25 protein-coding genes are annotated in these 26,530 nt (G+C 36.1%); 9 read left to right on the top strand and 16 right to left on the bottom strand.

Annotation, left to right across the window (positions count from 1 at the left end; translation table 11 throughout):
* Nucleotides 1-83 precede the first annotated feature (83 nt).
* Nucleotides 84-1,820: an FG-GAP-like repeat-containing protein gene (locus tag ACFSRZ_RS03405; protein ID WP_379665111.1), complete on the top strand. Its 1,737-nt coding sequence runs from the start codon at nucleotides 84-86 to the stop codon at nucleotides 1,818-1,820.
* Nucleotides 1,821-1,892: 72 nt separating this feature from the next.
* Nucleotides 1,893-2,339, top strand: a complete 447-nt coding sequence (locus tag ACFSRZ_RS03410) for a DUF805 domain-containing protein (RefSeq protein WP_379665112.1) — start codon at nucleotides 1,893-1,895, stop codon at nucleotides 2,337-2,339.
* A gap of 52 nt (nucleotides 2,340-2,391) precedes the next feature.
* Here the strand turns inward: ACFSRZ_RS03410 and ACFSRZ_RS03415 are convergent, their stop codons facing one another.
* On the bottom strand, nucleotides 2,392-2,949 hold the full coding sequence (locus ACFSRZ_RS03415) for a thioredoxin family protein (RefSeq protein WP_379665113.1): 558 nt from the start codon (nucleotides 2,947-2,949) through the stop codon (nucleotides 2,392-2,394).
* A gap of 338 nt (nucleotides 2,950-3,287) precedes the next feature.
* Between ACFSRZ_RS03415 and ACFSRZ_RS03420 the strand changes: the two genes are divergently transcribed.
* Nucleotides 3,288-4,205, top strand: a complete 918-nt coding sequence (locus ACFSRZ_RS03420; RefSeq protein WP_379665114.1) for an FkbM family methyltransferase — start codon at nucleotides 3,288-3,290, stop codon at nucleotides 4,203-4,205.
* 3 nt (nucleotides 4,206-4,208) lie between these two features.
* On the opposite strand, the gene rsmG is transcribed toward ACFSRZ_RS03420, so the two are convergent.
* Complete coding sequence (gene rsmG / locus ACFSRZ_RS03425; protein WP_379665501.1) at nucleotides 4,209-4,847, bottom strand: 16S rRNA (guanine(527)-N(7))-methyltransferase RsmG; 639 nt, start codon at nucleotides 4,845-4,847, stop codon at nucleotides 4,209-4,211.
* Nucleotides 4,848-4,969: 122 nt separating this feature from the next.
* Here rsmG and ACFSRZ_RS03430 point away from each other — a divergent pair, with 122 nt between their 5' ends.
* Nucleotides 4,970-6,061, top strand: coding sequence for a fatty acid desaturase family protein (locus ACFSRZ_RS03430; protein ID WP_379665115.1), 1,092 nt, complete (start codon nucleotides 4,970-4,972; stop codon nucleotides 6,059-6,061).
* Nucleotides 6,062-6,064: 3 nt separating this feature from the next.
* Complete coding sequence (locus ACFSRZ_RS03435) at nucleotides 6,065-7,252, top strand: pyridoxal phosphate-dependent aminotransferase (RefSeq protein WP_379665116.1); 1,188 nt, start codon at nucleotides 6,065-6,067, stop codon at nucleotides 7,250-7,252.
* 2 nt (nucleotides 7,253-7,254) lie between these two features.
* On the opposite strand, the gene ACFSRZ_RS03440 is transcribed toward ACFSRZ_RS03435, so the two are convergent.
* The 14 genes from ACFSRZ_RS03440 to mraZ form a co-directional block, all read right to left on the bottom strand.
* On the bottom strand, nucleotides 7,255-7,470 hold the full coding sequence (locus ACFSRZ_RS03440) for a hypothetical protein (RefSeq protein WP_379665117.1): 216 nt from the start codon (nucleotides 7,468-7,470) through the stop codon (nucleotides 7,255-7,257).
* Nucleotides 7,471-7,744: 274 nt separating this feature from the next.
* Complete coding sequence (ftsZ, locus tag ACFSRZ_RS03445) at nucleotides 7,745-9,646, bottom strand: cell division protein FtsZ (RefSeq protein WP_379665118.1); 1,902 nt, start codon at nucleotides 9,644-9,646, stop codon at nucleotides 7,745-7,747.
* A 43-nt stretch (nucleotides 9,647-9,689) separates the two neighbouring features.
* A complete protein-coding gene (ftsA, locus tag ACFSRZ_RS03450; RefSeq protein ID WP_379665119.1) occupies nucleotides 9,690-11,012 on the bottom strand; it encodes a cell division protein FtsA in 1,323 nt (440 codons plus the stop codon).
* A gap of 5 nt (nucleotides 11,013-11,017) precedes the next feature.
* Complete coding sequence (locus tag ACFSRZ_RS03455) at nucleotides 11,018-11,743, bottom strand: cell division protein FtsQ/DivIB (RefSeq protein ID WP_379665120.1); 726 nt, start codon at nucleotides 11,741-11,743, stop codon at nucleotides 11,018-11,020.
* Complete coding sequence (murC, locus tag ACFSRZ_RS03460) at nucleotides 11,740-13,086, bottom strand: UDP-N-acetylmuramate--L-alanine ligase (protein ID WP_379665121.1); 1,347 nt, start codon at nucleotides 13,084-13,086, stop codon at nucleotides 11,740-11,742. Before murC ends, ACFSRZ_RS03455 begins: the two co-directional genes overlap by 4 nt.
* Nucleotides 13,083-14,183 carry an undecaprenyldiphospho-muramoylpentapeptide beta-N-acetylglucosaminyltransferase gene (murG, locus tag ACFSRZ_RS03465; RefSeq protein WP_379665122.1) on the bottom strand — a complete coding sequence of 367 codons (1,101 nt, stop codon included), beginning with the start codon at nucleotides 14,181-14,183 and terminating at the stop codon, nucleotides 13,083-13,085. Before murG ends, murC begins: the two co-directional genes overlap by 4 nt.
* Before the next feature lie 78 nt (nucleotides 14,184-14,261).
* Nucleotides 14,262-15,446: an FtsW/RodA/SpoVE family cell cycle protein gene (locus ACFSRZ_RS03470; RefSeq protein WP_379665123.1), complete on the bottom strand. Its 1,185-nt coding sequence runs from the start codon at nucleotides 15,444-15,446 to the stop codon at nucleotides 14,262-14,264.
* A 5-nt stretch (nucleotides 15,447-15,451) separates the two neighbouring features.
* Nucleotides 15,452-16,786, bottom strand: coding sequence for a UDP-N-acetylmuramoyl-L-alanine--D-glutamate ligase (murD, locus tag ACFSRZ_RS03475; RefSeq protein WP_379665124.1), 1,335 nt, complete (start codon nucleotides 16,784-16,786; stop codon nucleotides 15,452-15,454).
* Nucleotides 16,787-18,013 carry a phospho-N-acetylmuramoyl-pentapeptide-transferase gene (gene mraY / locus ACFSRZ_RS03480; RefSeq protein ID WP_379665125.1) on the bottom strand — a complete coding sequence of 409 codons (1,227 nt, stop codon included), beginning with the start codon at nucleotides 18,011-18,013 and terminating at the stop codon, nucleotides 16,787-16,789.
* A 1-nt stretch (nucleotide 18,014) separates the two neighbouring features.
* Nucleotides 18,015-19,478: a UDP-N-acetylmuramoyl-L-alanyl-D-glutamate--2,6-diaminopimelate ligase gene (locus tag ACFSRZ_RS03485; protein WP_379665126.1), complete on the bottom strand. Its 1,464-nt coding sequence runs from the start codon at nucleotides 19,476-19,478 to the stop codon at nucleotides 18,015-18,017.
* A complete protein-coding gene (locus tag ACFSRZ_RS03490) occupies nucleotides 19,479-21,488 on the bottom strand; it encodes a penicillin-binding protein (RefSeq protein ID WP_379665127.1) in 2,010 nt (669 codons plus the stop codon).
* Between the two features lie 14 nt (nucleotides 21,489-21,502).
* Nucleotides 21,503-21,829 (bottom strand): FtsL-like putative cell division protein, encoded by a 327-nt coding sequence (locus ACFSRZ_RS03495; protein ID WP_379665128.1) that lies wholly within the window; start codon nucleotides 21,827-21,829, stop codon nucleotides 21,503-21,505.
* Complete coding sequence (gene rsmH / locus ACFSRZ_RS03500) at nucleotides 21,830-22,729, bottom strand: 16S rRNA (cytosine(1402)-N(4))-methyltransferase RsmH (RefSeq protein ID WP_379665129.1); 900 nt, start codon at nucleotides 22,727-22,729, stop codon at nucleotides 21,830-21,832. It abuts the gene before it with no gap.
* The gene (gene mraZ / locus ACFSRZ_RS03505) at nucleotides 22,716-23,183 is read right to left on the bottom strand and encodes a division/cell wall cluster transcriptional repressor MraZ (protein WP_379665130.1); all 468 of its coding nucleotides are present in this window, start codon (nucleotides 23,181-23,183) and stop codon (nucleotides 22,716-22,718) included. The genes rsmH and mraZ overlap by 14 nt, the downstream gene beginning before the upstream one ends.
* Nucleotides 23,184-23,388: 205 nt before the next feature.
* Here mraZ and ACFSRZ_RS03510 point away from each other — a divergent pair, with 205 nt between their 5' ends.
* Genes ACFSRZ_RS03510 through ACFSRZ_RS03525 form a run of 4 tightly spaced genes read left to right on the top strand, consistent with a single transcriptional unit; the run spans nucleotide 23,389 to nucleotide 26,527 of the window.
* Nucleotides 23,389-24,153, top strand: coding sequence for an alpha/beta fold hydrolase (locus tag ACFSRZ_RS03510; RefSeq protein ID WP_379665131.1), 765 nt, complete (start codon nucleotides 23,389-23,391; stop codon nucleotides 24,151-24,153).
* A 3-nt stretch (nucleotides 24,154-24,156) separates the two neighbouring features.
* Entirely contained in the window at nucleotides 24,157-24,768 is a 612-nt protein-coding gene (yihA, locus tag ACFSRZ_RS03515; RefSeq protein ID WP_379665132.1) for a ribosome biogenesis GTP-binding protein YihA/YsxC, read from the top strand.
* Between the two features lie 5 nt (nucleotides 24,769-24,773).
* Nucleotides 24,774-25,460: an RluA family pseudouridine synthase gene (locus ACFSRZ_RS03520; RefSeq protein WP_379665133.1), complete on the top strand. Its 687-nt coding sequence runs from the start codon at nucleotides 24,774-24,776 to the stop codon at nucleotides 25,458-25,460.
* Between the two features lie 29 nt (nucleotides 25,461-25,489).
* The gene (locus tag ACFSRZ_RS03525) at nucleotides 25,490-26,527 is read left to right on the top strand and encodes an alkane 1-monooxygenase (protein WP_379665134.1); all 1,038 of its coding nucleotides are present in this window, start codon (nucleotides 25,490-25,492) and stop codon (nucleotides 26,525-26,527) included.
* Nucleotides 26,528-26,530 lie beyond the last annotated feature (3 nt).

A 26,530-nucleotide genomic window follows, 5' to 3' on the forward strand; every position in this document is an offset into this window, starting at 1 on the left:
TTTATTACTTCAAAAGAATAAGTATCTTCGTAATCAATCTGTTAATCAGGTTAAACCAAATAACTAAAAATATTCAACTTATTATGACTCCTAGCTTTTCTATTATTAGAAAGGTCTTTTTGGTCTTTTCTTTATTTTTCTCACAGCTAATCATCGGACAAACTTTATTGTTTGGTGAAAGCGCTAATTCACGTGGTGTTGCCTATGCCTACGGTTCTTCTGTATATGGTGGTGGTGTGTCTTTTGCCGATTTTAACAATGACGGTTGGGACGATCTTACTTATGCAACAGACGAAACAAAAGAGGTGTACTTTTTTCAAAATAACAATGGTACCTTCACTCAAGTAGATTTAGGAATCAACCACCTGAACAGAGTAAAGCAGGTTCTTTGGGTTGATTATGATAATGATGGCGACAAAGATTTTTTAGCAACCAGTATTACAGGGATCAATAAGTTTTATCGAAATGACGGAAACTTATCTTTTACAGATATCACTAATACTTGTGGTTTGTTTACAGACAATCTGTTTACCTACGGAGCCACTTTTGGAGATATGGACAACGACGGAGATTTGGATGTGTTTATTTCCAACAGAGATGAAACCTTCACCCAACACAATTATCTATACAGAAATGATGGAGGCACATTTACCGATGTAACTACCAGTGTAGGAATCAACCTAGGTAGCGAATTGTCATTCTGTGCTTCATTCTTTGATTATGACAATGATGGCGATCAAGATATTTATGTAGCCAACGATAAGGTAGCCAATATCAACAGGCTATATCAAAATAATGGGAACGGAACTTTTACCGATGTATCTGTATCCAGCGGCGCAGGAATTGCCATTGATGCCATGTCTACCACTATAGGAGATTACAATAAAGATGGTTGGTTTGATGTGTATGTAACTCATACCAATGGTAACAACCTTTTAAAGAACAATGGAGACGGCACCTTTACCAATGTAGCAGTGGCAACCGGAACTTCTTTTGACAGTATTGCTTGGGGAGCTGTTTTTCTAGATGCTGATAATGATACCGAATTGGATCTTTATGTAAGTGGAATGTTAGATGGTTCTGATCCCAATAGGATTTCTGCGGCATTCTATCACAACCAAGGAGATGGCACCTTTGTAATTCCTAACAATATTGGTTTTCATAACGACACCAAATCTAGTTTTGCCAATGCCATAGGCGATGTAAATAATGATGGATTACCGGATATTGTTGTGATGAACAACGGTGGTGAGAATAACTTCCTATGGGAAAATAAGACCATTACCTCCAATAGCTGGATCAAAATAAAATTGGAAGGAGTTACCAGTAATAAAGATGGTATTGGGAACAAAATTGAAATCCACGCTAATGGAGAATCTCAATATAGATATACTGTTTGTGGCGAAGGCTACTTAGGTCAGAATTCCAGCAGTGAGTTTGTAGGGTTAAAAGACGCTACAAATATTGATTATATAAAAGTTACTTGGAATACAACTGGTCAAGTAGAAACAATTAACAACATTACTCCTAACCAAAGTATTACCATACAAGAAGGAAATGGTGTTCTTAGTACAGATGATGAGAATTTCTCTAATCTTTCTATCTATCCAAACCCAAGTGATGATGGGCTTTTTTATATAAAGAATCCTACACAAGAATCACTTAATTATAGAGTTTTTAACATCTTAGGAAAAGAACTGACAAAAGGAACTTTTTCTCTTGAGACCTCAATAGATTTAAGCTCTTTCTCTTCCGGAATATATTTAGTTAAGGTTTCATCCAGCAATAAATCACAAGCTTACAGAATAGTTAAAAAATAGTTTTTGGTAATCTACTGAAGATTAGATAACTTGCTTGCTTAGCTAACTAACCATTTAAACTAACTAATATCTATGGAAAGAATTAAATCTGAAGCAGAGTTTGGAATGATCGATTGGTGGAAAAAAGTTTTCATCGAAAATTACGCAAACTTTGAAGGTCGAGCCAGAAGATCAGAATACTGGTATTACGTCTTAGCAAACTTTTTAATTTCAATTGGCCTCTGGATTGTGGCCATTTTAGCCGCTTTGATACTTGGAGTTGCAGGAGGAATTCTTATGTACATTCTTATTATAGGATGGGGAGTTGCCAACATTATTCCAAGTTTGGCAGCTCAAGTAAGAAGATTACACGACACCAATAAAACGGGTTGGATGATCTTACTTGGTTTCATCCCGGTAATAGGAGGAATCATTCTTTTGGTATTCTACTTTACAGAAGGAGACAGTGGCGATAATCAGTATGGCCCTGACCCAAAAGCTCCAAATCATTCAACTATTAATGAGATTGGGAGTAATTAAAGATTCTATCTGAAAAAAATTAAAAAGCCAGCATTACAATGCTGGCTTTTTTTTATTGTTTCCATTTGATATTACAGCCTATACTCGGCTTTTCAGGTCCTGAATATTTATCATTGTTTAAGATCGCATCTAAAACTGCTCGGATACTTTCTCCAGTAACCGGAATACCATTGTCCGGTCTAGAATCGTCTATTTGACCATGATATACGGATTTCAATTCAGCATCAAATACATACAAATCCGGAGTGCATGCTGCATCATAAGCTTTAGCAACTTCCTGACTTTCATCATACAAATACGGGAACGGATATCCTACCTCTTCTGCATGAGTTTTCATTTTATCAGGAGCATCTTGTGGGTAATTTTCTACATCATTACTACTAATAGCTACAAAGCCAATTCCTTGATCTTTATAGTCTTTTGCCAAATGAACTAACTGCTCATTTACATGAATTACAAAAGGACAATGATTGCAAATAAACATGACCACGGTTCCTTTCTCTCCTCTAATATCTTGTAGAGAAATCGTATTTCCTGAAACGGTATCTGGTAATTTAAAATCGGGAGCTTTAGCTCCTCTTTCAAAACTGTTGGAAGGTGTTAAGGCCATGAATTATCTTTTTGTAAAAATACCATATTTCTAAAAATTCTAAAGCCTTATTTTTAATACTCCTTTTCATAAACAGCCTCACTTCTTAAGTCTTCAAAAACAAAATATTAAACTTTTGAATCTTCAAGAGGTCTAAAGGATAGGTTATAAGATGATTATCAACCGCTAACTAGTTTGTTTTTGAGTAGTGTACTTTGCCTTTCAGAACTCCCTGGATAATAAGGTAAATGCACTGCTCTCTTGTTTTTTTTAAAACTTTTAAGCTTTGTTTTAATCCGTTCGTAATATAATTTCTTACTATCTCTTAAAAAAAAATTAGATTTGCTTAAAAAACGAAGGTGCTTAAAAAACTCTTAAGAAAATTTGCAAGGTTTATAGGTTTTGTCATTCAACGTTTCAATCGAGAAGCTGAAGATCCAAAGTTGCTCGCTTTAGGAGCAATGCTCTCAAAACAACAAACAATGATGAACTCTAAAAACATTCAAGATTATGAGTTCAAGATCTTTAGTCAATGGGGTGATGATGGAATCATTCAATATCTGATTAAGAACATTACTATTGAGAATGAATTTTTTATTGAGTTTGGAGTTGAAGATTACCTGGAATCAAATACTCGATTTTTAATGATGCACAACAATTGGTCGGGTTTTGTTATGGATGGGTCTTCAGAGCACATCAACGGACTCAGAAAAAGAAGTTGGTACTGGAAATATGATCTTAACAGCAAAGCGGTTTTTATTGATCGAGAAAACATCAACTCTTTGTTATCTGAAATAGGCTGTTCTAATATTGGGTTGTTGCATATAGATATTGATGGTAATGATTATCATATTCTGGAAGAGATCGATTTATCGAAGCTCAACCCTTCTATAATCATCATGGAATACAACAGTGTTTTTGGAAAAGACAGAGCTATTTCTGTTCCTTACCGAAAGGATTTTGTAAGAGGAAAAGCTCATTATAGTCATTTGTACTTCGGAGCCTCTTTAAAAGCACTCAATCTTCTGGCAGTTAAAAAGGGGTATGCTTTGGTAGGATGTAACTTAGCCGGAAACAATGCTTATTTTGTACGAAGAGACTTGCTAAATGAGCAAGTAACTGAGATCTCTGTGGATGAAGCTTATGTAGAAAGTAAGTTTAGAGAAAGTAGAGATACTAACTTCAATCTATCTTATTTAAATGGCAACAAACGAATAGAAATCATGAAAGGTCTCGATGTACTTAATGTTGAGACTAATCAAATTGAAAAGCTGTAAGTTCTATTTAGACTTCCCTTGATACTTTAGTGGTAAATGCACTACTTTTTTGGTTTCAAAAAAGTCTTCCTCAAAATAATTAGGAAGGTCATAAATAGTAGCTTTAGGGAAATTTCTTAACTCTTCAGACAGATCTCCTCCTTTCAAATACAAAATCCCATTTTTAAGTTCGTGGTTTTGTTTTTTGGCTATTTTCCCTTTAGTCCATCGCACAAAAGTTTCCATTTGCGCTACAGCTCTACTTACAATAAAGTCGTATTCTTCTTTTACTTCTTCTACTCTACCATGTGTAGTTCTTAGGTTTTCTAATTGTAAACCTTCGGACACTTCATTAACAACTTTGATCTTCTTTCCGATGCTATCTACAAGGTGAAATTGAGTTTCGGGGAATAGAATAGCTAACGGAATTCCGGGAAATCCTCCTCCGGTTCCAACATCCATCACTTGTGCTCCGGCCTTAAATTGCATCACTTTAGCAATTCCCAAAGAGTGAAGAACATGTCGCAAATACAGTTCATCAATATCTTTTCTTGAAACTACATTGATCTTTAGGTTCCAATCTTGATACAGTTCTTGAAGCTTTGAAAACTGAGTTATCTGATTATCAGATAATTCAGGAAAATATTTAAGAATAATGTCCATCATAAAATAAGAAAGCACAAAAGTAATTAATCAAGTGAATAATTCCTTAAAAAAAGCACCGTTAATACATCTATGAATCATATAAAAACTATTACTTTTGTTTCTTAACTTTTCTCCCATATATGAAGACAGTAAACTTTTCAAGAATAGATAAAGCAAAATTCTTTAGAACCCTAAACAAGAGAGTTAATAATTACTTCAAAGAAAACGATATTAAAAGAACCGGTAATTGGAAGTTGTATACTAAAGCAGTAATCATGTTTACCATTTACCTTGTTCCTTTCATTTTATTGCTTACCGTTTCTATGCCTCAGTGGTTACAATTGTTATTAACTGCAGTAATCGGAGTTGGAATGGCAGGAGTTGGAATGAATGTTATGCACGATAGCAATCACGAATCTTTCTCAAGTAGAAAGTGGGTAAACAAATTAATGGGAAGCAGTATTTATATGCTTGCCGGAAATGTTTTTAACTGGAAAGTACAACACAACGTTTTACACCATACATATACCAATATTCAAGATCACGATGAAGATATTGATGCAGGAAGAGTAATTCGTTTTTCGCAACACGCCAAATGGTTCAGAATTCACGCTGCTCAAAAATATTATTCTATTTTCTTATACGGATTATTAACCATCAATTGGGCCATTACTACCGATTTTAAACAAATGCACAGCTATTTAAAGCGTAAACTTTCTTATGGAAAGTTTCCAAATCCGGCGACTGAGTGGACCAAATTGGTTGTAACTAAGATCCTATACTATGCCTTATGGATCGTATTGCCAATAGCCGTAATGGATGTTGTTTGGTGGAAAGTATTAATTGGATTTTTTGTGATGCATTATGTAGCAGGAATGATCTTGAGCGTCGTATTTCAATTGGCACATGTAGTACCAAATACGGAGATGCCTTTACCGGACAAAGATGGAAATTTAGAGCACACTTGGGCTATTCATCAGTTGTATACCACATCTAATTTTGCTCCTAGCAACTGGTTTATCAACTTCTATACCGGTGGATTGAACCATCAGGTTGAACATCATATTTTTCCACATATTTCTCATATTCATTATAAGAAGTTAGCTAAAATTGTAAAGGAAACAGCAAAGGAATTTAATCTTCCTTACAACGAATATAAAACCACCAGGAGAGCCATTATAGAGCATTTCAGACATCTAGGTAATCTTGGAAAAAAACCTCAAATGGCATAATCAATGGCACACCCATTATCTGATCGAATTAACAGTTTACCTGTTTCTCAAACTTTAGCGATGGCTGCTAAAGCAAGAGAGTTAAAATCACAAGGAAAAGATATTATCAGTTTAAGTTTAGGAGAACCTGATTTTAATACTCCAGATTTTATTAAGAATGCAGCAATAGAAGCGATCAATCAAGATTACAATTCTTACACTCCTGTAGACGGATATGTAGAATTGAAAGAAGCGATCAGTGTTAAATTCAAACGAGATAATGGTCTCGATTACGCACCCAATCAAATTGTAGTTTCAACCGGGGCAAAACAATCTATAGCAAATGTTGCTCAAGTTTTGTTAAATCCGGGTGATGAGATCTTACTACCTGCTCCGTATTGGGTAAGCTATTCTGCTATTGCAACTTTATGTGAAGCTAAATATGTAGAAATTCCTACATCTATAGACAACGATTTTAAAATTACTCCAGAACAGTTAGAAGAGGCTATTACACCTAAAACTAAGATGGTATTCTTTAACTCTCCTAACAATCCAAGTGGAACTATTTACTCGGAAGCCGAAGTAAGAGCTTTGGCCAAAGTTTTAGAAAAGTATCCACACATCTACATTCTTTCTGATGAGATCTATGAGCACATCAACTATGGTGTTAAACCTTTTAGTTTTGCTGCTGTTGAAAGTATCTACGACAGAACCATTACCGTAAACGGATTGGCAAAAGCATTTGCCATGACCGGCTGGAGAATTGGATTTATTGGTGCTCCTCAATGGATTGCTAAGGCCTGTACAAAAATGCAAGGTCAGATCACATCCGGAACTAACTGTATTGCTCAACGTGCTGCTATTACAGCTGTTTTAGCTCCAGTTAGCAAAGTACAATACATGGTAGATGAGTTCAAATCACGTCGTGATATGGTACTCGAGCTTTTGGGTGAAATTCAAGGTTTTCAATTGAATGTTCCTGACGGAGCTTTCTATATCTTCCCAGATATTTCTGCTTTCTTTGGAAAAACTTTCCAAGGGAAAACCATCAATAATGCTAATGATTTCTCAATGCTCTTATTAGAAGAAGCGAATGTGGCTACCGTTACAGGTGAAGCTTTTGGAGCTCCTAATTGTATACGACTATCCTATGCTGCTTCTGAAGAGCAACTCAGAGAAGCGATTCGTAGAATTAAGAAAGTTCTAAGCTAATTTTACAGTAAAATAAGTGCCAATACCAAGGTAAAGATGGAAACTTGAAGAATTGCTGCAGTTTGGCTGCGTAGTTTTTCGTGTTGGCTTAAGAAAGAGTTTTTGATCTGTGACAAAGATCCTGATTTCATGTCACGAACTGTTTGTCTGATTTCTTCTTTGTAAGCAGACGTTAAAATTCCTCTCTCAATGACTCGTGGGTGTGCTGTTGATTTCATTTTTTTATTGTTTTAAAGTTATGATTAATTACACTATATAGACGTGTAAGTAATTTCTTTGTTACACCCCTTTGCAACACATCAAAACAAAATCAACGTAAAAAAACAGATGAAAAATCGATAAAAATCCAGTAAAATCAACGCCTCTCACTAGTATTAGCCTCCTGCTTGAAAAAAGAAAAAAACGTTGTATTTAAGAGATTTTTAACGAAAAAAGAAAGCCGTACTCAAAATTTGGTCGAATACGGCTTATAGGTTAGGGGTCAAAACCTTCTTAATCTACATTATCATGTAAAAAAGAATTATTTGATCTCAATTGAATATCGTCATTATCATCAGTCGATAAACTTGTCTTAGACTTACTAATAGCGGTATTGGTATCATCCAAATCCACTCCTAGTCTTTTATAGGCTGGCTGACGCTCGATCTCATCAATGTTCTTGCTCATTTGGTCTGTGAACTTGTAATTGAACCCTTTCATCGTCTTACGTCTTTCTTCTGCTCTCTTTTGCAATTCAGAAATTGTTAAGCTTAATGGAGAAACTTCTTCACTCTCTGTTTCTATTTCATTAATCTCCTCTTGAGTGGCTGTGGTTTTCAATTCGAACTGCAATGCATCTTCTGCCACTTCTTCTTTTTCTATAGAAGAGCTTTTGTTGATTGTAGGCTCGATATCGAAATCCTCCAAAACAAAACGCTTTTCTACCACCTGCTCATCTTTTGCTACGATCTCTACCGGATCTTTTACCTCCATTCCTAAAATATCTTCCGTTAATTCGAAAAGTGTCTTAGGTTCTTCTGGCTTGATCTCTTCATAGCTATTCAATGGCAAATCAAATAATAGGTCTCCAGAAATTTCTTCTTTTACCTCTTCAATTTTCTCCTCTTCTTTAGCCGGAGTTACATTGGTTATGATAAAATCGTCTTCTGCTATATTTTCTACAGCAATCTCATCGTATACAACATCAATGTTCTTGATAAAATCTGTGGTAGGGATCAAATCCATTTTCACCTCTTCCTCTTCAAGATCATCTTCTAATACATGTACGATTTTCTTTTCTACTTTATCTATAGGCTCATCTACTACAGGCGACTTGCTTACCGTTTTCTCATTAGAAAAATCATAGGTTGCTTTTTGCTCATCTTCTAAGGTATGGATGATCTTTTTAACCTCTGTATTGGTAATATTACTTTGCTGATCTGCGGCAAATCCTGTAGCAACTATCGTTACTGAAATTGCATCTCCTAATGCTTCATCTTCTCCGATACCCATAATGATGTTGGCATCGTATCCTGCTTCTGTTTGAATATAATCATTGATCTCTCCGATCTCATCCAAGGTTACTTCATTGGTTCCGGAAACGATCAACAACAATACATTCTTAGCACCCTTAATCTTGTTGTCATTCAACAATGGAGAATCTAATGCTTTTACAATGGCATTTTTAGCTCTGTTCTGACCTTCTTCTTTGGCCGATCCCATAATAGCTGTTCCACTGTTAGACAATACGGTTTTGGCATCGTGTAAATCGATATTCTGCTTATAGTGATGTGTAATTACTTCTGCAATTCCTCTTGCTGCTGTAGACAACACTTCATCTGCTTTAGAGAATCCGGCTTTAAATCCGAGGTTTCCGTATACTTCTCTTAGTTTATTGTTATTGATGACAATTAAAGAATCTACATTTTCTCTCAATGCGTCGATTCCTAATTGTGCTTGTTTTGAGCGCATTCTTCCTTCAAACTGAAATGGCATCGTAACAATTCCTACTGTTAAGATGTCCATATCTTTAGCAATTTTAGCGATGATTGGTGCAGCCCCGGTTCCGGTACCACCACCCATTCCGGCTGTAATGAATACCATTTTGGTTTGCGTATTCAGCATTTTCTGAATTTCAATCATACTCTCTTTAGCAGCTTGCTCACCTACTTCAGGGTTTGCTCCAGCTCCTAGTCCAGAAGTCAAGTTGGCTCCTAGTTGGATCTTATTGGGGATCGGACTATTTTCCAATGCCTGTGCATCAGTATTACAAATCACAAAATCTACCCCTCTAATATTTTGGTGGTACATGTGATTTACTGCGTTACTTCCGCCACCACCTACTCCAATTACCTTAATAGCATTGGACTGTGATTTTGGCATGTCAAATAAAATGTTATCAAATTCTGCGCTCATAATAACGGTTCTATTTTGTTATTGGTTGTTTTATGTATGTTTTTTATTCTGCGTTATCCAAAAATTCTTTTAAGCCATCGGTAAACTTTTCGAAGAATGATTTCTTTTTAGGTTTTGGTGCTTCTTCAACCACTTCTTTTTCTTCTTCTTCTTTTGTTTCTTCTACAGCTTCAATTTCTTCCTCAGGTTGCTTTTCTTCTCTGGCATGATTTTCCAACCCTTCCATCAACAGCCCTACCGCTGTTGCATAAGACGGACTAGACAATGTGTCGTCAGAGTCTCCGGCAAGATGCTCATTAGGATAACCTATTCTTGCATCCATTCCTGTTATATATTCTACTAATTGACGTAAGTGTTTTAATTGCGATCCTCCTCCTGTAAGAACAATTCCTGCAATCAATTTTCCCTTTTGCGTCTCGTGTCCGTAATTTTTGATCTCTAAATACACGTGCTCTATAATCTCTTGCACTCTAGCATGAATGATCTTAGATAAATTCTTTAGAGTGATCTCTTTAGGTTCTCTACCTCTTAACCCCGGAATAGAAACAATCTCAGTTTCTTTATTTTCACCCGGCCAAGCCGATCCAAATTTTATCTTTAGCAGTTCTGCTTGCTTTTCAATGATAGAACATCCTTCTTTGATATCTTCTGTAATCACATTTCCACCGAAAGGAATTACTGCCGTATGACGAATAATCCCGTCCTTAAAGATGGCCAAGTCTGTTGTACCACCTCCTATATCGATCAAAGCAACTCCTGCTTCTTTTTCTTCTTGACTTAAAACAGCTGATGCTGATGCTAAAGGCTCTAATGTGATATCAGATAAATCCAATCCGGCACTTTTTACACAGCGTCCGATATTTCTAATTGAAGACACTTGCCCTACAACTACGTGGAAATTAGCTTCTAACCTTCCTCCGTACATTCCTATAGGTTCTTTAATCTCTCCTTGACTATCTACTTTAAATTCTTGCGGTAACACATGAATGATCTCTTCACCGGGAAGCATTACCAATTTATGAACTTGATTCACCAAATTCTCAATATCGATCTCATCTATAACCTCATCTGCATTAGAACGAGTAATGTAATCGCTATGATGCAAACTACGGATGTGTTGTCCTGCAATACCCACCACAACATTCTCTATCTTATGTCCGGAAACACTTTCTGATTCTTCTACAGCTTGTTGAATGGATTGAATGGTTTGAGTAATATTACTCACAACCCCACGCTTTACACCTAAGCTTTTAGCCTTACCAATACCTAAAACTTCCAGTTTTCCGTATTCGTTCTTGCGTCCGATCATAGCAACAATCTTTGTTGTTCCAATATCTAAACCGACAGCTATTTTGTTATTTTCCATCTCTATTATTTTACACCAACAACCTGATTATGGTATTTAATGTTTATGGTTTTGTATTTATGTATTGTACTATCACGAAAAGCTTTGTTATAAAATGCTTTTAGTTTTCTAAATTTTTGGTCAATTTCCTGTAATCCTCCAAATTCTACCTTATAATTTCCGCTCCTAACAGTCAATAAACACTCTTTGGAATTCTCAAAATGAATTCCAACGATCTCTTTTTTCAAAAAGTCATCTGCTATTATTTTGCGTAATAGTTGATTAACTTCTCCTAAATTTTGGTCTTTTTGCACCCCTGTAATCAACGGAACTCTGGCCGAATAATTATCGGACAGAGGAACCTTTACCCCTTGCGAATCAAGGTAGTAAGTTTCATCATCGGCGATCACTCTGGCAATTGGGGTTCTTTGTTTGATCAGAGAATTTAAAGTTCCATCTATTGTTATGAAAAGCGAAGCTTTTTCGATGTAAGGGTTTTTTAAAATCTCTTTCTCTAAACGGTATAAATCTATTACAGATTTTGCTTGGTTTTGAACTGATTTGTCGTTTTGTATTAACAATTTATTAACCATGCCATGAGTTAAGAAATTATTCTCATCAGATTCAAAATCAATATTGATTTTCTCCACCTTCTTTTCGCCATTTCTATGATTAGAAAATCCGTACAAGAATCCCAAAGAACTCAGTAAAATCAACAGAAGCAGGTATTTTAAAGTTCTTTTTAACTTCATACTTTTTCTATTGAGTTTAATTGATCTGTTACTTCACTTATCATGACACCAATGTCTCCGGCTCCTAACATTGCCACAATTTTAGCTCCTGATTTTTTGATTTCAGAGACTAAATCTTGTCTGTATGTTATTTTTTTGTTTCCATTGTTAATTTTTGTCAATAACCACTCAGAATTCACACCTTCAATAGGCAATTCTCTGGCCGGGTATATATCCAACAGCAACACCTCATCGAACTGAGACAAGCTTGATGCAAAATCATCAGCAAAATCTTGTGTTCTAGAAAACAGGTGAGGTTGAAAAATGACCATATTTTTCTCTTCAGGATACATTTCCTGAACAGCATCATATACTGCGTTGATCTCGGTTGGGTGATGTGCATAATCATCGATCAAAACCAGATCATCCGTTTTTATTTTATAGGAGAACCGTCTTTCTACTCCTCTAAAGCTTTGTAACGATTCTTTAATACTATCTGTAGAAATTCCATATGACTCAGCCATAGCAAAAGCTGCCAAAGCATTCATCAAATTATGTTTTCCGGGAAGTGAAAACTGAATTCCATCTACATATTTTTCCGGAGTTTTCACATCAAAAACATAACTTCCATCTTTGATCGCTACATTTTGGATTTGGTAATCTGCTTCTTCTTCTACTGCATAAGAAGTTCCTTTAACCCCTACTCCTTTTGCCACAAATACCTGACCGGACACTTTATCTGAAAATTCTTGAAAAGAATCTTCCAATTCTGAATGATGTCCATAGATATCTAAATGATCAGCATCGGTAGATGTAATACATGCAATGTTTGGAGATAGTTTTAAGAAAGAGCGATCAAATTCGTCTGCTTCTACAACAGTCAACTGATCACCTCCGAGAATAAGGTTCGAGTGGTAATTCTCTGAAATTCCTCCTAAAAAGCTCGTAGCGTTATAGGGTTGCATGATATGACCCAAGATAGACGACGTTGTTGTTTTCCCGTGAGTTCCGGCTACTGCAAAGCAAAAAGAATCTTCTGTGATTAATCCTAGCACCTCAGCTCGTTTCATAATTACAAAACCATTGTCTTGGAAATAATTCAACTCCTTATGATCTTTAGGAATAGCCGGTGTATAAACGATTAACGTATTATTTTTCTCTTTAAAATTTGAAGCAATTAGATCTATATCATCTTCAAAATGGATATCAATCCCTTTCGATTGCAAATCGTCTGTAAGCTTGGTAGCTGTTTTATCATATCCGCCAACTTGTTTTTTGGTCGCGTGAAAATAACGGGCAAGAGCACTCATACCGATTCCTCCGATCCCTACGAAATAAACATTATGTATTTCTTTTAAATTCACAGACCTAATAGTTTTTCAACTTGATTTACAATTTGATTTGTTGCGTTTGGCAAAGCCAACTCTTTAATATTTTCACTTAAGCTCTCTTGCTTTCCTTCATCTTTGATCAAAGTCTCAAAAAGAATCGGAAAAGTTTCCAGCTCGTTTTCTCTTAATAAAATGGCTGCATGCTTATCTGATATTGCTTTTGCATTTTTGGTTTGATGATCTTCTGCCACATTAGGAGAAGGAATAAAAATGGTAGGTTTCCCTACAATGCAAAGCTCAGAAACAGAACTTGCTCCAGCTCTTGAAATGATAATATCTGCAGCTGCGTATGCTAAATCCATCTGATTAATGAACGCATGCACATGTACATTCTTTTTCTCATCGTGTTTTTTATACTGATCGTAATACAGTTTTCCGCATTGCCAGATCAGCTGTACTTTTTGTTCTTTAAAAAACGGAAGGTTCTCCTCTATTAATTCATTGATCTTTCTCGCCCCTAAACTTCCTCCCAGAATTAAAATGGTCTTTCTTTTCTTTTTAAGATCGAACAGTTCTCTTGCTTTCTCTATTTTTTCTTTTACATGAATAGACAACAAACTTGCTCTTACCGGATTACCGGTTTTCACCAATTTATTTGAAGGAAAAAACCGCTCCAGATTATCATAAGCCACACAGACTACGTTTGCTTTCTTCCCAAGGTGTTTATTGGTAATTCCCGGGAAGGAATTTTGCTCTTGAATCAACGTTGGAATTTTCTTTCTGTGTGCTGCCATTAAAGTAGGCCCACTTGCAAAACCTCCAGTACCAATAGCCACGTCCGGCTTGAATTTTCTAATGATTCTTCCTGCTTTGATCAGGCTATCCAATAATTTGATAGGAAACATTAAATTTTTCAATGTCAACTTTCGTTGGATACCCGAAATCCATAATCCTTTGATCTCATAACCCGCCTGTGGCACTTTCTCCATCTCCATTTTATCCTTTGCTCCCACAAACAAGAAATTAGCTTCAGGGTATCTTGCTCTTAACTCATTGGCAATAGCAATTGCAGGATAGATATGTCCTCCTGTTCCTCCTCCGCTAATCAATATGTTAATCGATTGTTTCATACAGTCAAAAACATTTTTTTAATTCGGTTATACGGAACATTGCAATCAAGCTTTCCAGTAAAAAAATTATATGTCCTTTTACAATGTTTCATGCAAAATATCTAATGGATTATCATCTAAAATTGATTCTTCTGTTTCTTCTTTGGATGCACTTACACTTAAGATCATTCCAATAGCAAAACACGTCATCCAAATGGATGTACCTCCACTACTAATTAGTGGTAATGTTTGACCCGTAACCGGGAATAAATTAGTGGCAACCGCCATATTAATGGATGCTTGGAATATGATAGGCAATCCTACTCCAATCACTAAGAGTGTTCCAAATACCGTTGTTGCTTTTCTTACTGTAATAAATATTCTGAATAGCAATAAGAAATACACAAAGACAATCAAAATAGCCCCTATCAACCCATATTCTTCCACAATAATCGCATAGATAAAATCTGATGAAGATTGTGGTAAAAAGTTCTTTTGTATACTCTTTCCGGGACCTTTCCCAAAAGCTTGCCCCGTAGCTATGGCTATTTTTGCTTTTTCTACCTGATATGCCTCAGCACCGTCTGAACTTGAGAAATTCTCAATTCTCTTTTGCCATGTACTCACACGGTTTGGCATGGCATCAGGAAATGCTTTTGCAATCAGAATGAAAATGGCAAAAGCCACGACTCCTGTTCCAAGGATAAAGCCTATATATTTTAATGGATATCCTCCTATAAAAGCTACAATCAATATCATAGAAAATATGATTGCTGTGGTAGAGAAGTTTGCAGGCAAGATCAGCATCAAGATCAACCCTACCGGCAGCCATAATTGCCAAAGGCTTTCTTTAAACCTGATCTTAGTATCCTTATTTTTTGCCAGATATCTTGCTACATACACCATTAAAACCAATCCGGCCAATGTTGATGTTTGAAAACCTATTCCTACAAAAGGAATTCGTATCCACCTACTCGCATTTGCTCCTCCAATAGTTGTTCCTTGTGCCAATGTATAGATGAGCAAGACAAAAACTATAGGAAGCATTAAAACTGACCCGCCGCTAAAATACCTATACGGAACTCTATGTACTCCGTAAATAATGGCAAACCCCATGATTAACAGGACCACATGTTTTAAAAGATATCCAAGAGTTGAACCCCCGACTACATTTACCAGATTTGCACTGGCACTGTATACCGGCATAAAGGAAAAGATAGCTAGGATAGCCACCAATGCCCAAATGGTTCGATCTCCTTTGATATGTTTTAAAATTTCTCTCACAGGTTTTATAAACTTCTTACTGCGTTTTTAAATTGACGTCCTCTGTCTTCGTAACTATCGAACAAATCGAAACTAGCACAAGCTGGTGATAACAATACTGCATCTCCTTTTTGAGATAGTTTATAAGCAACTTTTACAGCCTCTTCTGCTCCTGCTGTTTCCACCATCATATCTACTACATTAGAAAAAACTGCTTTTAATTTTTCGTTATCTTCTCCAAGGCAAACTATTGCTTTCACCTTTTCTCTTACCAACGGTAACAGGTCACTGTAATCATTTCCTTTATCAACACCTCCTACAATCCAAACTGTTGGCTGCTCCATACATTCCAAAGCATAAAACGTAGCATTTACATTGGTAGCTTTTGAATCGTTGATAAACTGAACTCCATTTACTTTTTGAACATTTTCTAATCTGTGCTCAGCACCTTCAAAGTTTACCAAACTTTCTTTGATAGACTGACTTCTTACATTAAGTAATTGTGAAGCCAAAGTTGCTGCCATTGTATTTTTTACGTTATGTTTTCCTTGTAATGTTAATTTAGAAATGCTCATGCTAAATTCTTCTGTATTTAATCTTGTTATTATTTTATCTTCTTTTAAAAACGCCCCATATTCCAACTCTCTCTCAATGGAAAAAGGAACTAATTTTGCGTAGGGCAAATGTGCTCTTAACCCTTCTTCTATGACTTCATCATCTGCATCATAGATTAAAAAATCACCTCCATCCTGATTCATCGTGATCTTGAATTTTGAAGAGACATATTTATTGAAATCGTAATTGTAACGATCTAAATGATCTGCGGTAATGTTTGTAATAATTGCAATGTGTGGCTTGAAATTATTAACTCCGTCTAATTGAAAACTACTAATCTCCAACACATAATTATCTACATTATTTTCAGCTACATGTTGCGCAAAACTATCTCCTATATTTCCTGCAACACCAACATCAACACCTGCTTCTTTTAACAAATGATGCGTTAAAAGAGTTGTCGTTGTTTTCCCGTTGGATCCGGTAATTCCTATGATGGTTGCATCTGTATATTGCGATGCAAATTCAATTTCTGAGATTACAGGTATTTGCTTCTCTATAAGCTTTTGTACCAAAGCAACCTTTTCCGGAATTCCGGGGCTTTTCATTACCAGATCAGCATTCAAAATCAATGATTCTGTATGCTTTTCTTCTTCAAAATCAATCCCGTGATGTAAAAGAACTTCTTTATACTTTTTTTGAATCTTGCCTTTGTCTGAAACAAAAACATTGTATCCTTTTTTCTTTCCTAAAATGGCGGTTCCAACTCCACTTTCACCACCTCCTAAAATCGTCAGTCTCTTCATTTACCTCAACTTCAGTGTCACTATTGTAAATACAGCCAGTAAGATTCCTACAATCCAAAATCTGACAACAATCTTACTTTCGTGATATCCTAATTTTTGATAATGATGATGAAGTGGCGACATCTTGAAAATCCTTCTTCCTTCTCCAAACTTCTTTTTTGTGTATTTGAAGTAAGAGACCTGTAACATTACCGATAGGTTTTCTACAACAAAGATTCCGGCCAATACAGGCAACAATAATTCTTTACGAATTGCTATGGCAATAACCGCAATGATTCCTCCAATTGTCAAACTTCCTGTGTCTCCCATAAAAATTTGGGCCGGGTATGTATTGTACCATAAGAACCCTATAAGCGCTCCGGCAAAAGCCAGAATATACACTGTCATTTCCCCTGAATTAGGAATGTACATGACATCTAAATAATCTGAGAAAACTATGTTACCTGAAATCCAAGCAAACAGACCTAACGCGACGACTATAATAGCAGACGATCCTGTTGCCAATCCATCAATTCCATCAGTAAGATTTGCTCCATTTGAAATTCCGGTTACAATAAAAATGGTAATGAAAATGAAAATGATCCATCCGTATTTTTCATATCCTTCTCCTAAGAAACTAAGCGCACTTGAATAGTCTAACTCATTATTTTTAAAGAATGGCACTGTAGTTTTGGTTGACTTATGAGCCTCTCCAAAGATTTGTCTTCTTCCGTCCTCTTGAACGATTTGCTGATCGGCAGGAAGTTGTTCTTTTATAGTAACTCCATCATGGAAATACAGCATTGAACCTACGATCAAACCTAATCCTACTTGCCCCAATACTTTAAACTTTCCTTTCAATCCTTTTTTATCTTTCTTGAACACCTTGATGTAATCATCAATGAATCCAATAAGCCCCATCCAAACTGTTGTGATCAAAAGAATGATCACATAGATATTATCTAATTTTGTTAGTAGAATTACCGGGATCAGCGTAGAAAAGATAATGATCAAACCTCCCATTGTAGGTGTTCCGGCTTTTTGAGTTTGCCCCTCCAAACCAAGGTCTCTGATCGTTTCTCCTACTTGTTGTTTTCTTAAATAGTTGATGATTCTTTTTCCATAAATAGAAGAAACCAACAATGCAAGAATAAATGCCATCGCTGCCCTGAAGGTGATAAATTGAAACAATCCAGCCCCAGGAAAATCGAATTGAGAATCTAAATATTCAAATAAATAATACAGCATTTTACTTCTTTAATAGGTTAAAACATTGGGTTACTTCTTCTAAATCGTCAAAATGAAATCGCTCTCCATTGATCTCTTGATAGGTTTCATGACCTTTCCCTGCAATCAACAAAATATCTCCACTCTCAGAAAATTTACACGCTGTTTTAATTGCCTGTCTTCTGTCTGATATGGTTAGGGTTTTCTTATAGTTTTCCGGAGAAACACCAGCTTCCATTTCTTCCAAAATGACGTCCGGATCTTCTGTTCTTGGGTTATCTGATGTAAAAATGGCCTGATTACTTAGTTGAGAGGCTATATGCGCCATTTTTGGTCGTTTGGTTTTATCTCTATCACCTCCACACCCCACAACTGTAATTAGTTTTTCATTGTCTGTTCTGATATCATTGATGGTTTCCAAAACATTCTTCAATGCATCCGGTGTATGCGCGTAATCTACGATTGCTGTAACACCATTTTCTGAAACTATATATTGAAATCTTCCACTTACACTTTCCAACTCGCTAAGGATAGTAAGTACTTCAAATTTATCTAAGCCTAATTCACTCGCTGTTCCAACAATTGCCAAAAGGTTGTATGCATTAAACGTTCCGATCAGTTTGGTCCACACTTCAACACCATCAATTGAAAGGAGCGTTCCTGAGAACCTTTTTTCAATGATCTTAGCTTTGTAGTCTGCTAAGGTTTTAAGTGCATAGGTTCTCTTTTTTGCTTTTGTGTTCTGCATCATCACATTTCCGTTCTTGTCATCAATATTTGTCAAGGCAAATGCCGATTTAGACAAAGAATCAAAGAAGGATTTCTTCACATCTCTATATTCTGCAAACGTATTGTGGTAGTCTAAATGATCATGAGAAAGGTTGGTGAAAATTCCTCCTGAGAATTCCAACCCTTCTGTTCTTTTTTGATGAATTCCATGAGAACTCACTTCCATAAAACAGTAATCTACTCCGGATTCGACCATTTCATTCAAAAAACGATTGATAGTTACTGAATCGGGTGTTGTATGGGTTGCCGGGTATTCTTTACGGTCTACCAAAACTTTTACCGTAGATAGTAATCCGGTTTTATATCCTGCTTTTTGAAACAATTGATACAACAAAGATGCAATGGTTGTTTTACCATTAGTTCCGGTTACCCCAACCAAATTTAGTTTTGCTGATGGGTTGCCATAAAAGTTAGAAGCTACAATTGCCAATGTTGTGTTTGAATCATCAACTTGCACATAGGTTATATTTTCAGCTCTCTCTTCAGGTAAATCTTCACAAATGATCGAGCTTGCACCCAATTCAATTGCTTTTTCTATATATAAGTGACCATCAACCGTTACTCCTTTTTGAGCCACAAACAGGTCTCCTTTTTGCACTTTTCTCGAATCAAAGATCACTTGAGAAATATCCACATTGGTATCTCCGTAAACAGCATTTACAGAAACTTTATACAATATGTCTTTTAACTTTTTCAATTAAGAAAGATTTAAAATGATTGTCGCTCCCTTTTTGATAGGAGTTCCTTTTCTTATTGATTGTTTTTTTACTTTTCCAACACCTCTAACCTTCACTTTCAGTCCGATATTTTCCAAAAGAGATATAGCATCCATCGCCGGCATCCCTCTTACATTAGGCACCTTTTTCCCATCCACATCTTTTGTAATATTCGCATAGGTATCCTTGATGATTTTCGAATCAAAATCATCTGGAACAACTTCTCTTTGAACTGGTGTACTGGTATATATTTTTTGAGCGATCTCCTTAAAAACCGGAGCTGCTACGGTTGCCCCGTAATATCCTTTCTTCTTATTAGGCTCGTGTATTACAACAATACAAGAGTATTTTGGTTTGTTTACCGGAAAGAATCCGGCAAAAGAGGCTGTATATTTTTTCGTAGAATAGTGACCTAGAATTCTCTTTCCTTCTTCATTGGTATGTGTTGGCACCCAATTTTTTGCAGTTCCTGTTTTACCCGCCATTGAGAATTCAGGAGAATAGATATTATCTGCCGTTCCTTTGATCACAACATTCTCCATTACCTTCTTCATCTTTTTGATGGTTTCAGGAGAAGCTATCTGCTTATTTAAGACTACGGTTTCAAATTTCTCTTTGGTAACATTTTCTTTTCGCAGTTCTTTGATAAAACGAGGCTTTACCATCACACCATCATTTGCAACCGCATTGTAGAGCATTAATGTTTGTAATGGAGTAACAGATACACCATATCCCCACGACATCCACTCCAGACTGATCTTGTTCCAACGTTTTGTTTTAGGACGAGGAATAAATGGTTTTCCTTCTCCTTTAATTTTTAAGCCTATTTTTTCTGTAAGTCCGAAGTTTTCTAAGTGGTTAATGAATTTCTCCGGTTTATCGTCGTAGTGTTTTCGAATCAGTTTTACGATTCCGACATTTGAAGAAACCTCAAAAACACGTCCGGCTGAGATCTCTCCATATCCGTCTCTTTCTGAATCTTCAACTTTCTTACCGTGAATAAATATTCTTCCTTTCTCCGTATCCACTACTGTAGAAGTATCTATTACTTTGTCTTCTAAAGCTGCCATTAAACTAGCAAGTTTGAAAGTCGAACCCGGTTCGTGCGACTCCCAAACCGCATAGTTTCGCTTTTCGTAATATTTACCCTTTTTTGTTCTTCCTAAGTTTGAAATTGCCTTGATCTCTCCTGTAGCCGTTTCCATAACTACTGCACAACCATGATCTGCTTCGAAATATTCTAATTGTTTTAACAAGGCGTGATGTGTAATATCTTGAATATTCACATCTATTGTTGTAATCACATCAAAACCATCTATTGGCTCTTGTTCGTTTACATTATTGATAGGCTTCCACTGACCTTTTCCGATCTTTTGCTTCAATCGAGAACCGTCAATTCCTTTCATATCATCGGCGTAAGCCCCTTCAATTCCGGCCTCACCTCTTTGATCGTGGTACCCAATGGTGCGTTCAGCAATTTTTCCAATAGGATGCGCACGTACTGTTTTTTGCTCAGCAATAAACCCACCTTTAAAAACCCCCAATTTAAAGATGGGAAATTGCTTCATTTTTACGTAATCGTTGTATCCAACATTCCTTGCTATTAGCAAGTACCTGTTCTTCAACTTTCTTGCATTACGTAACTTTTGTTCATAATGACTGCTTGGTTTTCCCAAGAAATCCGACAAAGATTTTGAAAGAGCTTTTACATCTCTATTAAATATCTTACTGTCTACCGACATAACATCCATTCGGATGGTGAACTTAGACATTGAAGTTGCCAAAAGGTTTCCGTCAGCTCCATACACATTTCCTTTGTTTGCATAAATCGTAAACGGCTTTTGCGTCAGATCTTTTGACATCTGTCGATACTTATCACCTTCTACATATTGAATGCTGACTACTCTAAAAATAATTGCAAAGAGAAGAAACGTCATAAAAGAAGCTACTATGTAGAATTTAGTGAGTATGCTTTTTTTATGAGTTTCCAAGTTGATGACGTTTATTAATCTTTACTAATTACTTTTATTCTTTTGGGCGGAGTCTTAGCGGGCTGCAAACCCATTTTCTTAGCTTTCTGGCGAATGTTTGACTCCATTTTCATTCGCATGAGCGTCGTTTGTGTATCTATATACTCGGCTCGCAGTTCTCGTTTCAGCTTATTCAGCTCCGAAATCTTTAGCACTTTTTTGTCTGCACTATGTGCATTAGAGATCATTATTAATAAGAGAGCTACAACAAAAATGATCATCCTCCAATTCTTAAAAGCAGACTCATTTGTGAGGAAACTTCCTCTCAATACATCGTATATACTTTTTTTAACCTTAGACATTTACACTTTTAATGTAGCTACTCTTAATTTAGCGCTACGAGCCCTGTTATTGACGTTAATTTCCTGTGGGGTAGGCACTATTAACTTTCCTACTTTCATTAATGGAACATTGGTGTTTCCATAAAAATCCTTTTCGGGCTCGCCGCTAAATAATCCTGTACGTATAAACCTCTTAACCAATCGATCTTCTAGTGAATGATAAGAGATCACACTTAATCTTCCTTCAGGATTTAACAATCCTGGTATCTGATTTAAAAATTCTTTAAGAACTTCCAACTCTTCATTTACTTCAATTCGAATTGCTTGAAAAATCTGAGCTAGTATTTTATGCTCTCTTGCTTTTGGCAAGTACCTTTTTAATACCTGCTTTAACTGAAAGCTTGTTTCTATTCTTTCTTTTTCTCTTTCTTCAACAATTGTTTTTGCTATCGATCTGGCATTCCTCAATTCTCCGTAGAGAAACAAAACATCCGCCAACTCTTTTTCCTCATAATCATTCACCACTTCTTTTGCAGATATCTTTGAGTGCTGATTCATCCTCATATCCAACTCACCTTCAAATCGAATTGAAAATCCTCTTTCAGCTTCATCAAACTGATGAGAAGAAACTCCCAAATCTGCCAGAACACCGTCTACCTTTTTTACCCCATAAAATTTTAAGAACCTAGAGATATACCTGAAATTCTCTTCGATCAGCACAAAGCGATCATCATCTATTTTATTTGCTATCGCGTCCGGATCTTGATCAAAAGCGTAAAGCCTCCCATTTTTTCCCAGACGTTTTAAGATCTCCTTAGAATGGCCACCCCCTCCAAACGTCACATCAACATACACTCCATCTTTTTTGATGTCGAGAGCATCCACACTCTCATTCAACAAAACAGGATTATGATAACTCATCTACATCCGTATTTCCCATTACTTCTTCTGCAAGAGCAGCGAAATCCGTCGCAGCATCATCTATGGCTTTTTCATAATTATCTTTATCCCAAATCTCAATGATGTTGATTGCAGATGACAGCACCACATTCTTTTCAATACCCGCAAACACACATAAATCTTTTGGAATCAATAATCTCCCCGAGGCGTCCATTTCTACCACTTTCACTCCAGCTGTAAACCTTCTGATGAAGTCATTATTCTTTTTCACAAACCTGTTCAACTTGTTAATCTTACTCATCATCACATTCCACTCCTGCATCGGATACAACTCTAAACACGGCTGAAAAACAGCTCTTTTCACTACAAAACCTTCTTGCAACACAGGCGCAAGCTGCTTCTTGAAAGCCGATGAAATCATCAGTCTTCCCTTAGCATCCGCCTTACACTCGTATGTTCCGGTCAAGTTGATCAATGGTTTGGATTTTGCCTATTGAAGCCAAAAATAGAAAAAAATCACCACTTTTTACCACTTTTTACCACTTTGTTGATAAAATTTAACACGCAGTTTCCTTTTCCATCAAATTCGACCCTAAAATTTTGAATTTCAACAAGATTGCAATTGAATGCAATTGTCATAAAAAAAGCCTACATTTGCGTTTAAGTCTAACTAGAAAATAATGACTGAAAACTTAAAGACCGAAGGGAAATTTACCTATGCTGAAGCAGGTGAAGGACGAGCTATAATTGTACTGCATGGATTGATGGGAGCCCTAAGTAATTTTGACAAGACCTTTGAGTATTTTTCTAACAGAGGATATAAAGTTCTTATTCCAGAACTTCCCTTATACACACTGCCTTTAATAAAGACAAACGTTAAAAATCTAGCGAAATATTTGCATGATTTTATTGCCTATAAAGAATTAAAAGATGTTGTCCTTTTAGGAAACTCTTTGGGAGGGCATATTGCCCTTTATTACACCAAACATTTTCCTGAAGATGTAGGTGGTTTAGTTCTTACAGGAAGCTCTGGACTTTACGAAAAAGCCATGGGGGACAGTTACCCAAAAAGAGGTAATTACGAATACATCGAGCAAAAAACCAAAGACGTTTTTTACGACCCTGAAATCGCTACAAAAGAGTTGATCGATCAGGTGTACAAAATTGTTAATAACCGTAATTCTGTTATAAAAACTTTGGCAATTGCAAAAAGCGCCATCAGACATAACATGGCTGGCGATTTGCCAAATATGCATCAACCTACTTGTATTATTTGGGGAAAACAAGACAATGTAACTCCGCCAGAAGTAGCGGAAGATTTCCATAAGTTACTCCCTGATTCTGATCTATTCTGGATAGATAAGTGTGGACATGCTGCCATGATGGAAACTCCAGAAGAGTTCAATAAGATTTTAGAAGACTGGTTTACCACTAGAAATATTTAAATCATGAAAATCAAGTCGGCAGAGTTCATCATAAGCAATACTGATGTCTCTAAATGTCCTAAGGAAAGACTTCCTGAATATGCTTTTATTGGTAGATCCAATGTAGGCAAATCCTCTTTGATTAATATGCTGATGAGCAGGAAAGATCTTGCAAAAATCTCAGGAAAACCAGGTAAAACACAGTTGATCAATCACTTTAAGATTAACGAAAACTGGTTCTTAGTAGATCTTCCCGGTTATGGATACGCCAAAGTTTCTAAGAAGAAACGTCAAAAATTTCAAAGTTTTATTGAGGACTATTTCTTAAAAAGAGAACAGCTTGTTTGCACTTTTGTTTTGGTAGATTCTAGGCACGATCCACAAAAAATTGATCTGGAGTTTATGCAGTTTTTAGGCGAAAACAGAATTCCTTTTTGCATTGTATTTACAAAAGCAGATAAATTAGGGAGCTCAAAATTGAACAAACAGATCGTTTCTTATAAAAAGAAGTTATTACAGACTTGGGAAGAAGTGCCTACATCCTTTATTACATCTTCTTCTACAGGGTTTGGTCGTGACGAATTTTTAAAATTTGTTGATGGGGTTAATCAGGACGTAGCTAGCAATTTCCAATAATTCAAATGCACTCTCACAAAGACAATTTACAAGTTCTTTTTGAAGACAATCACCTTATTATTGTCAACAAAAGAGCTGGTGATATTGTTCAAGGCGACAAAACTCAAGACAAACCTTTAAGTGATGTTGTTAAGGAATACATCAAAGAGAAATACAACAAACCCGGAAATGTTTTTTTAGGTGTGGTTCATAGATTAGATCGCCCTACCTCAGGAATCATCATCTTTGCAAGAACTTCTAAAGCCTTAGAAAGACTCAACAAAATGCTTCGTGATAGAGAGGTTCAGAAAACCTATTGGGCAGTAGTAAAGAGTTCTCCTAAAAAAGAAGACGGAACACTTATCAACTACCTAAAAAAGAACCCTAAGAACAATAAATCTTCTGTTTTTCAAAAACCAATAGACGGTAGCAAAAAAGCTATTTTACATTACAGAGCTATCAAAAAATTAGATAATTACTGTTTGTTAGAAATTGACTTAGAAACCGGAAGACACCATCAGATAAGAGCTCAATTATCTTTTTCCGGAATGCCTATTAAAGGGGATCTGAAATATGGTTTTGCGCGTAGCAACAAAGATGGAAGTATTCATTTACATGCTAGAAAAATAGAATTCATCCATCCGGTTAACAAAAATAAAATTAACATCGAAGCTCCTGTTCCACAAGATGTTATTTGGAAAGCTTGTCTATAGTTTTTTGTATCTTTAGGCAAATCGGTATTATGAAACGCTTAAAGTATCTTTCAATTCTCTTATTACCAATTACCGTATACATTTCTTTTACTTCCAATGGCTGGCTAACACTTCTTCCGGTTATTGTTTTTTTTGGCTTTGTTCCTCTACTAGAATTATTCTTTCAACCCGACAAAAGTAACTTTAGTAAAGAGCAAGAAGCGTATGAAAAAGAACAAAGTATTTACAGCGCTATCTTATACTTGATGATTCCTATTCAATTGATCTTTTTAGGTTATTTCCTTTTTAGTATTCAAGACACCACGTTGACAAACCTCGATCTTATCGGAAGAGTTTCTGCCATGGGTTTACTATGTGGAGTTATTGGCATTAATGTGGGGCATGAACTGGGACATAGAAATAATAGAATCGATGAGTTTCTGGGCGAAATCCTGTTACTCACTTCACTGAACACCCATTTTTTACCTTACCATAATGGAGGGCACCATTACAATGTTGCCACTCCTAATGATGCTGCTACCGCAAGGAAGAACGAACTACTTTATATTTTCTGGATACGATCACATTTTATGAGTTATTTTCAAGCTTGGCAATTGGAGAACAAAAGAATGAAGGAAAACAACCGAAGTTGGTTTCACCTACAGAACAGAATGGTTGTTTACAGTTTTGCCAACATCATTCTTTTAGGTACAATCTTTTATTTTTTTGGCGAATTTGTCTTGCTAGCTTTTATTTCTGCTGCAATTATTGGCATTCTTCTTCTTGAAACTGTAAATTATATAGAGCACTATGGATTGTTAAGGGAGAAAAATAAACACGGTAGGTATGAAAGGGTGAAAAGAACTCATTCATGGAATTCTGATCATGTTATTGGTAAAGTTATGTTATTCAACCTTTCCAGACATTCAGACCACCATTACAACGGAAGCAAACACTATCAATTATTAAAATCCTTACCTGAAAGTCCACAAATGCCAACGGGATACCCTGGAATGATGCTTCTTTCTTTGATTCCTCCTTTGTGGTTTTCTTTCATGAATAAAAAACTTCAACAAATAACCTCTTAATAG

The organism is Pseudotenacibaculum haliotis, from assembly GCF_042684245.1.
Lineage (GTDB): Bacteria > Bacteroidota > Bacteroidia > Flavobacteriales > Flavobacteriaceae > Polaribacter > Polaribacter haliotis_A.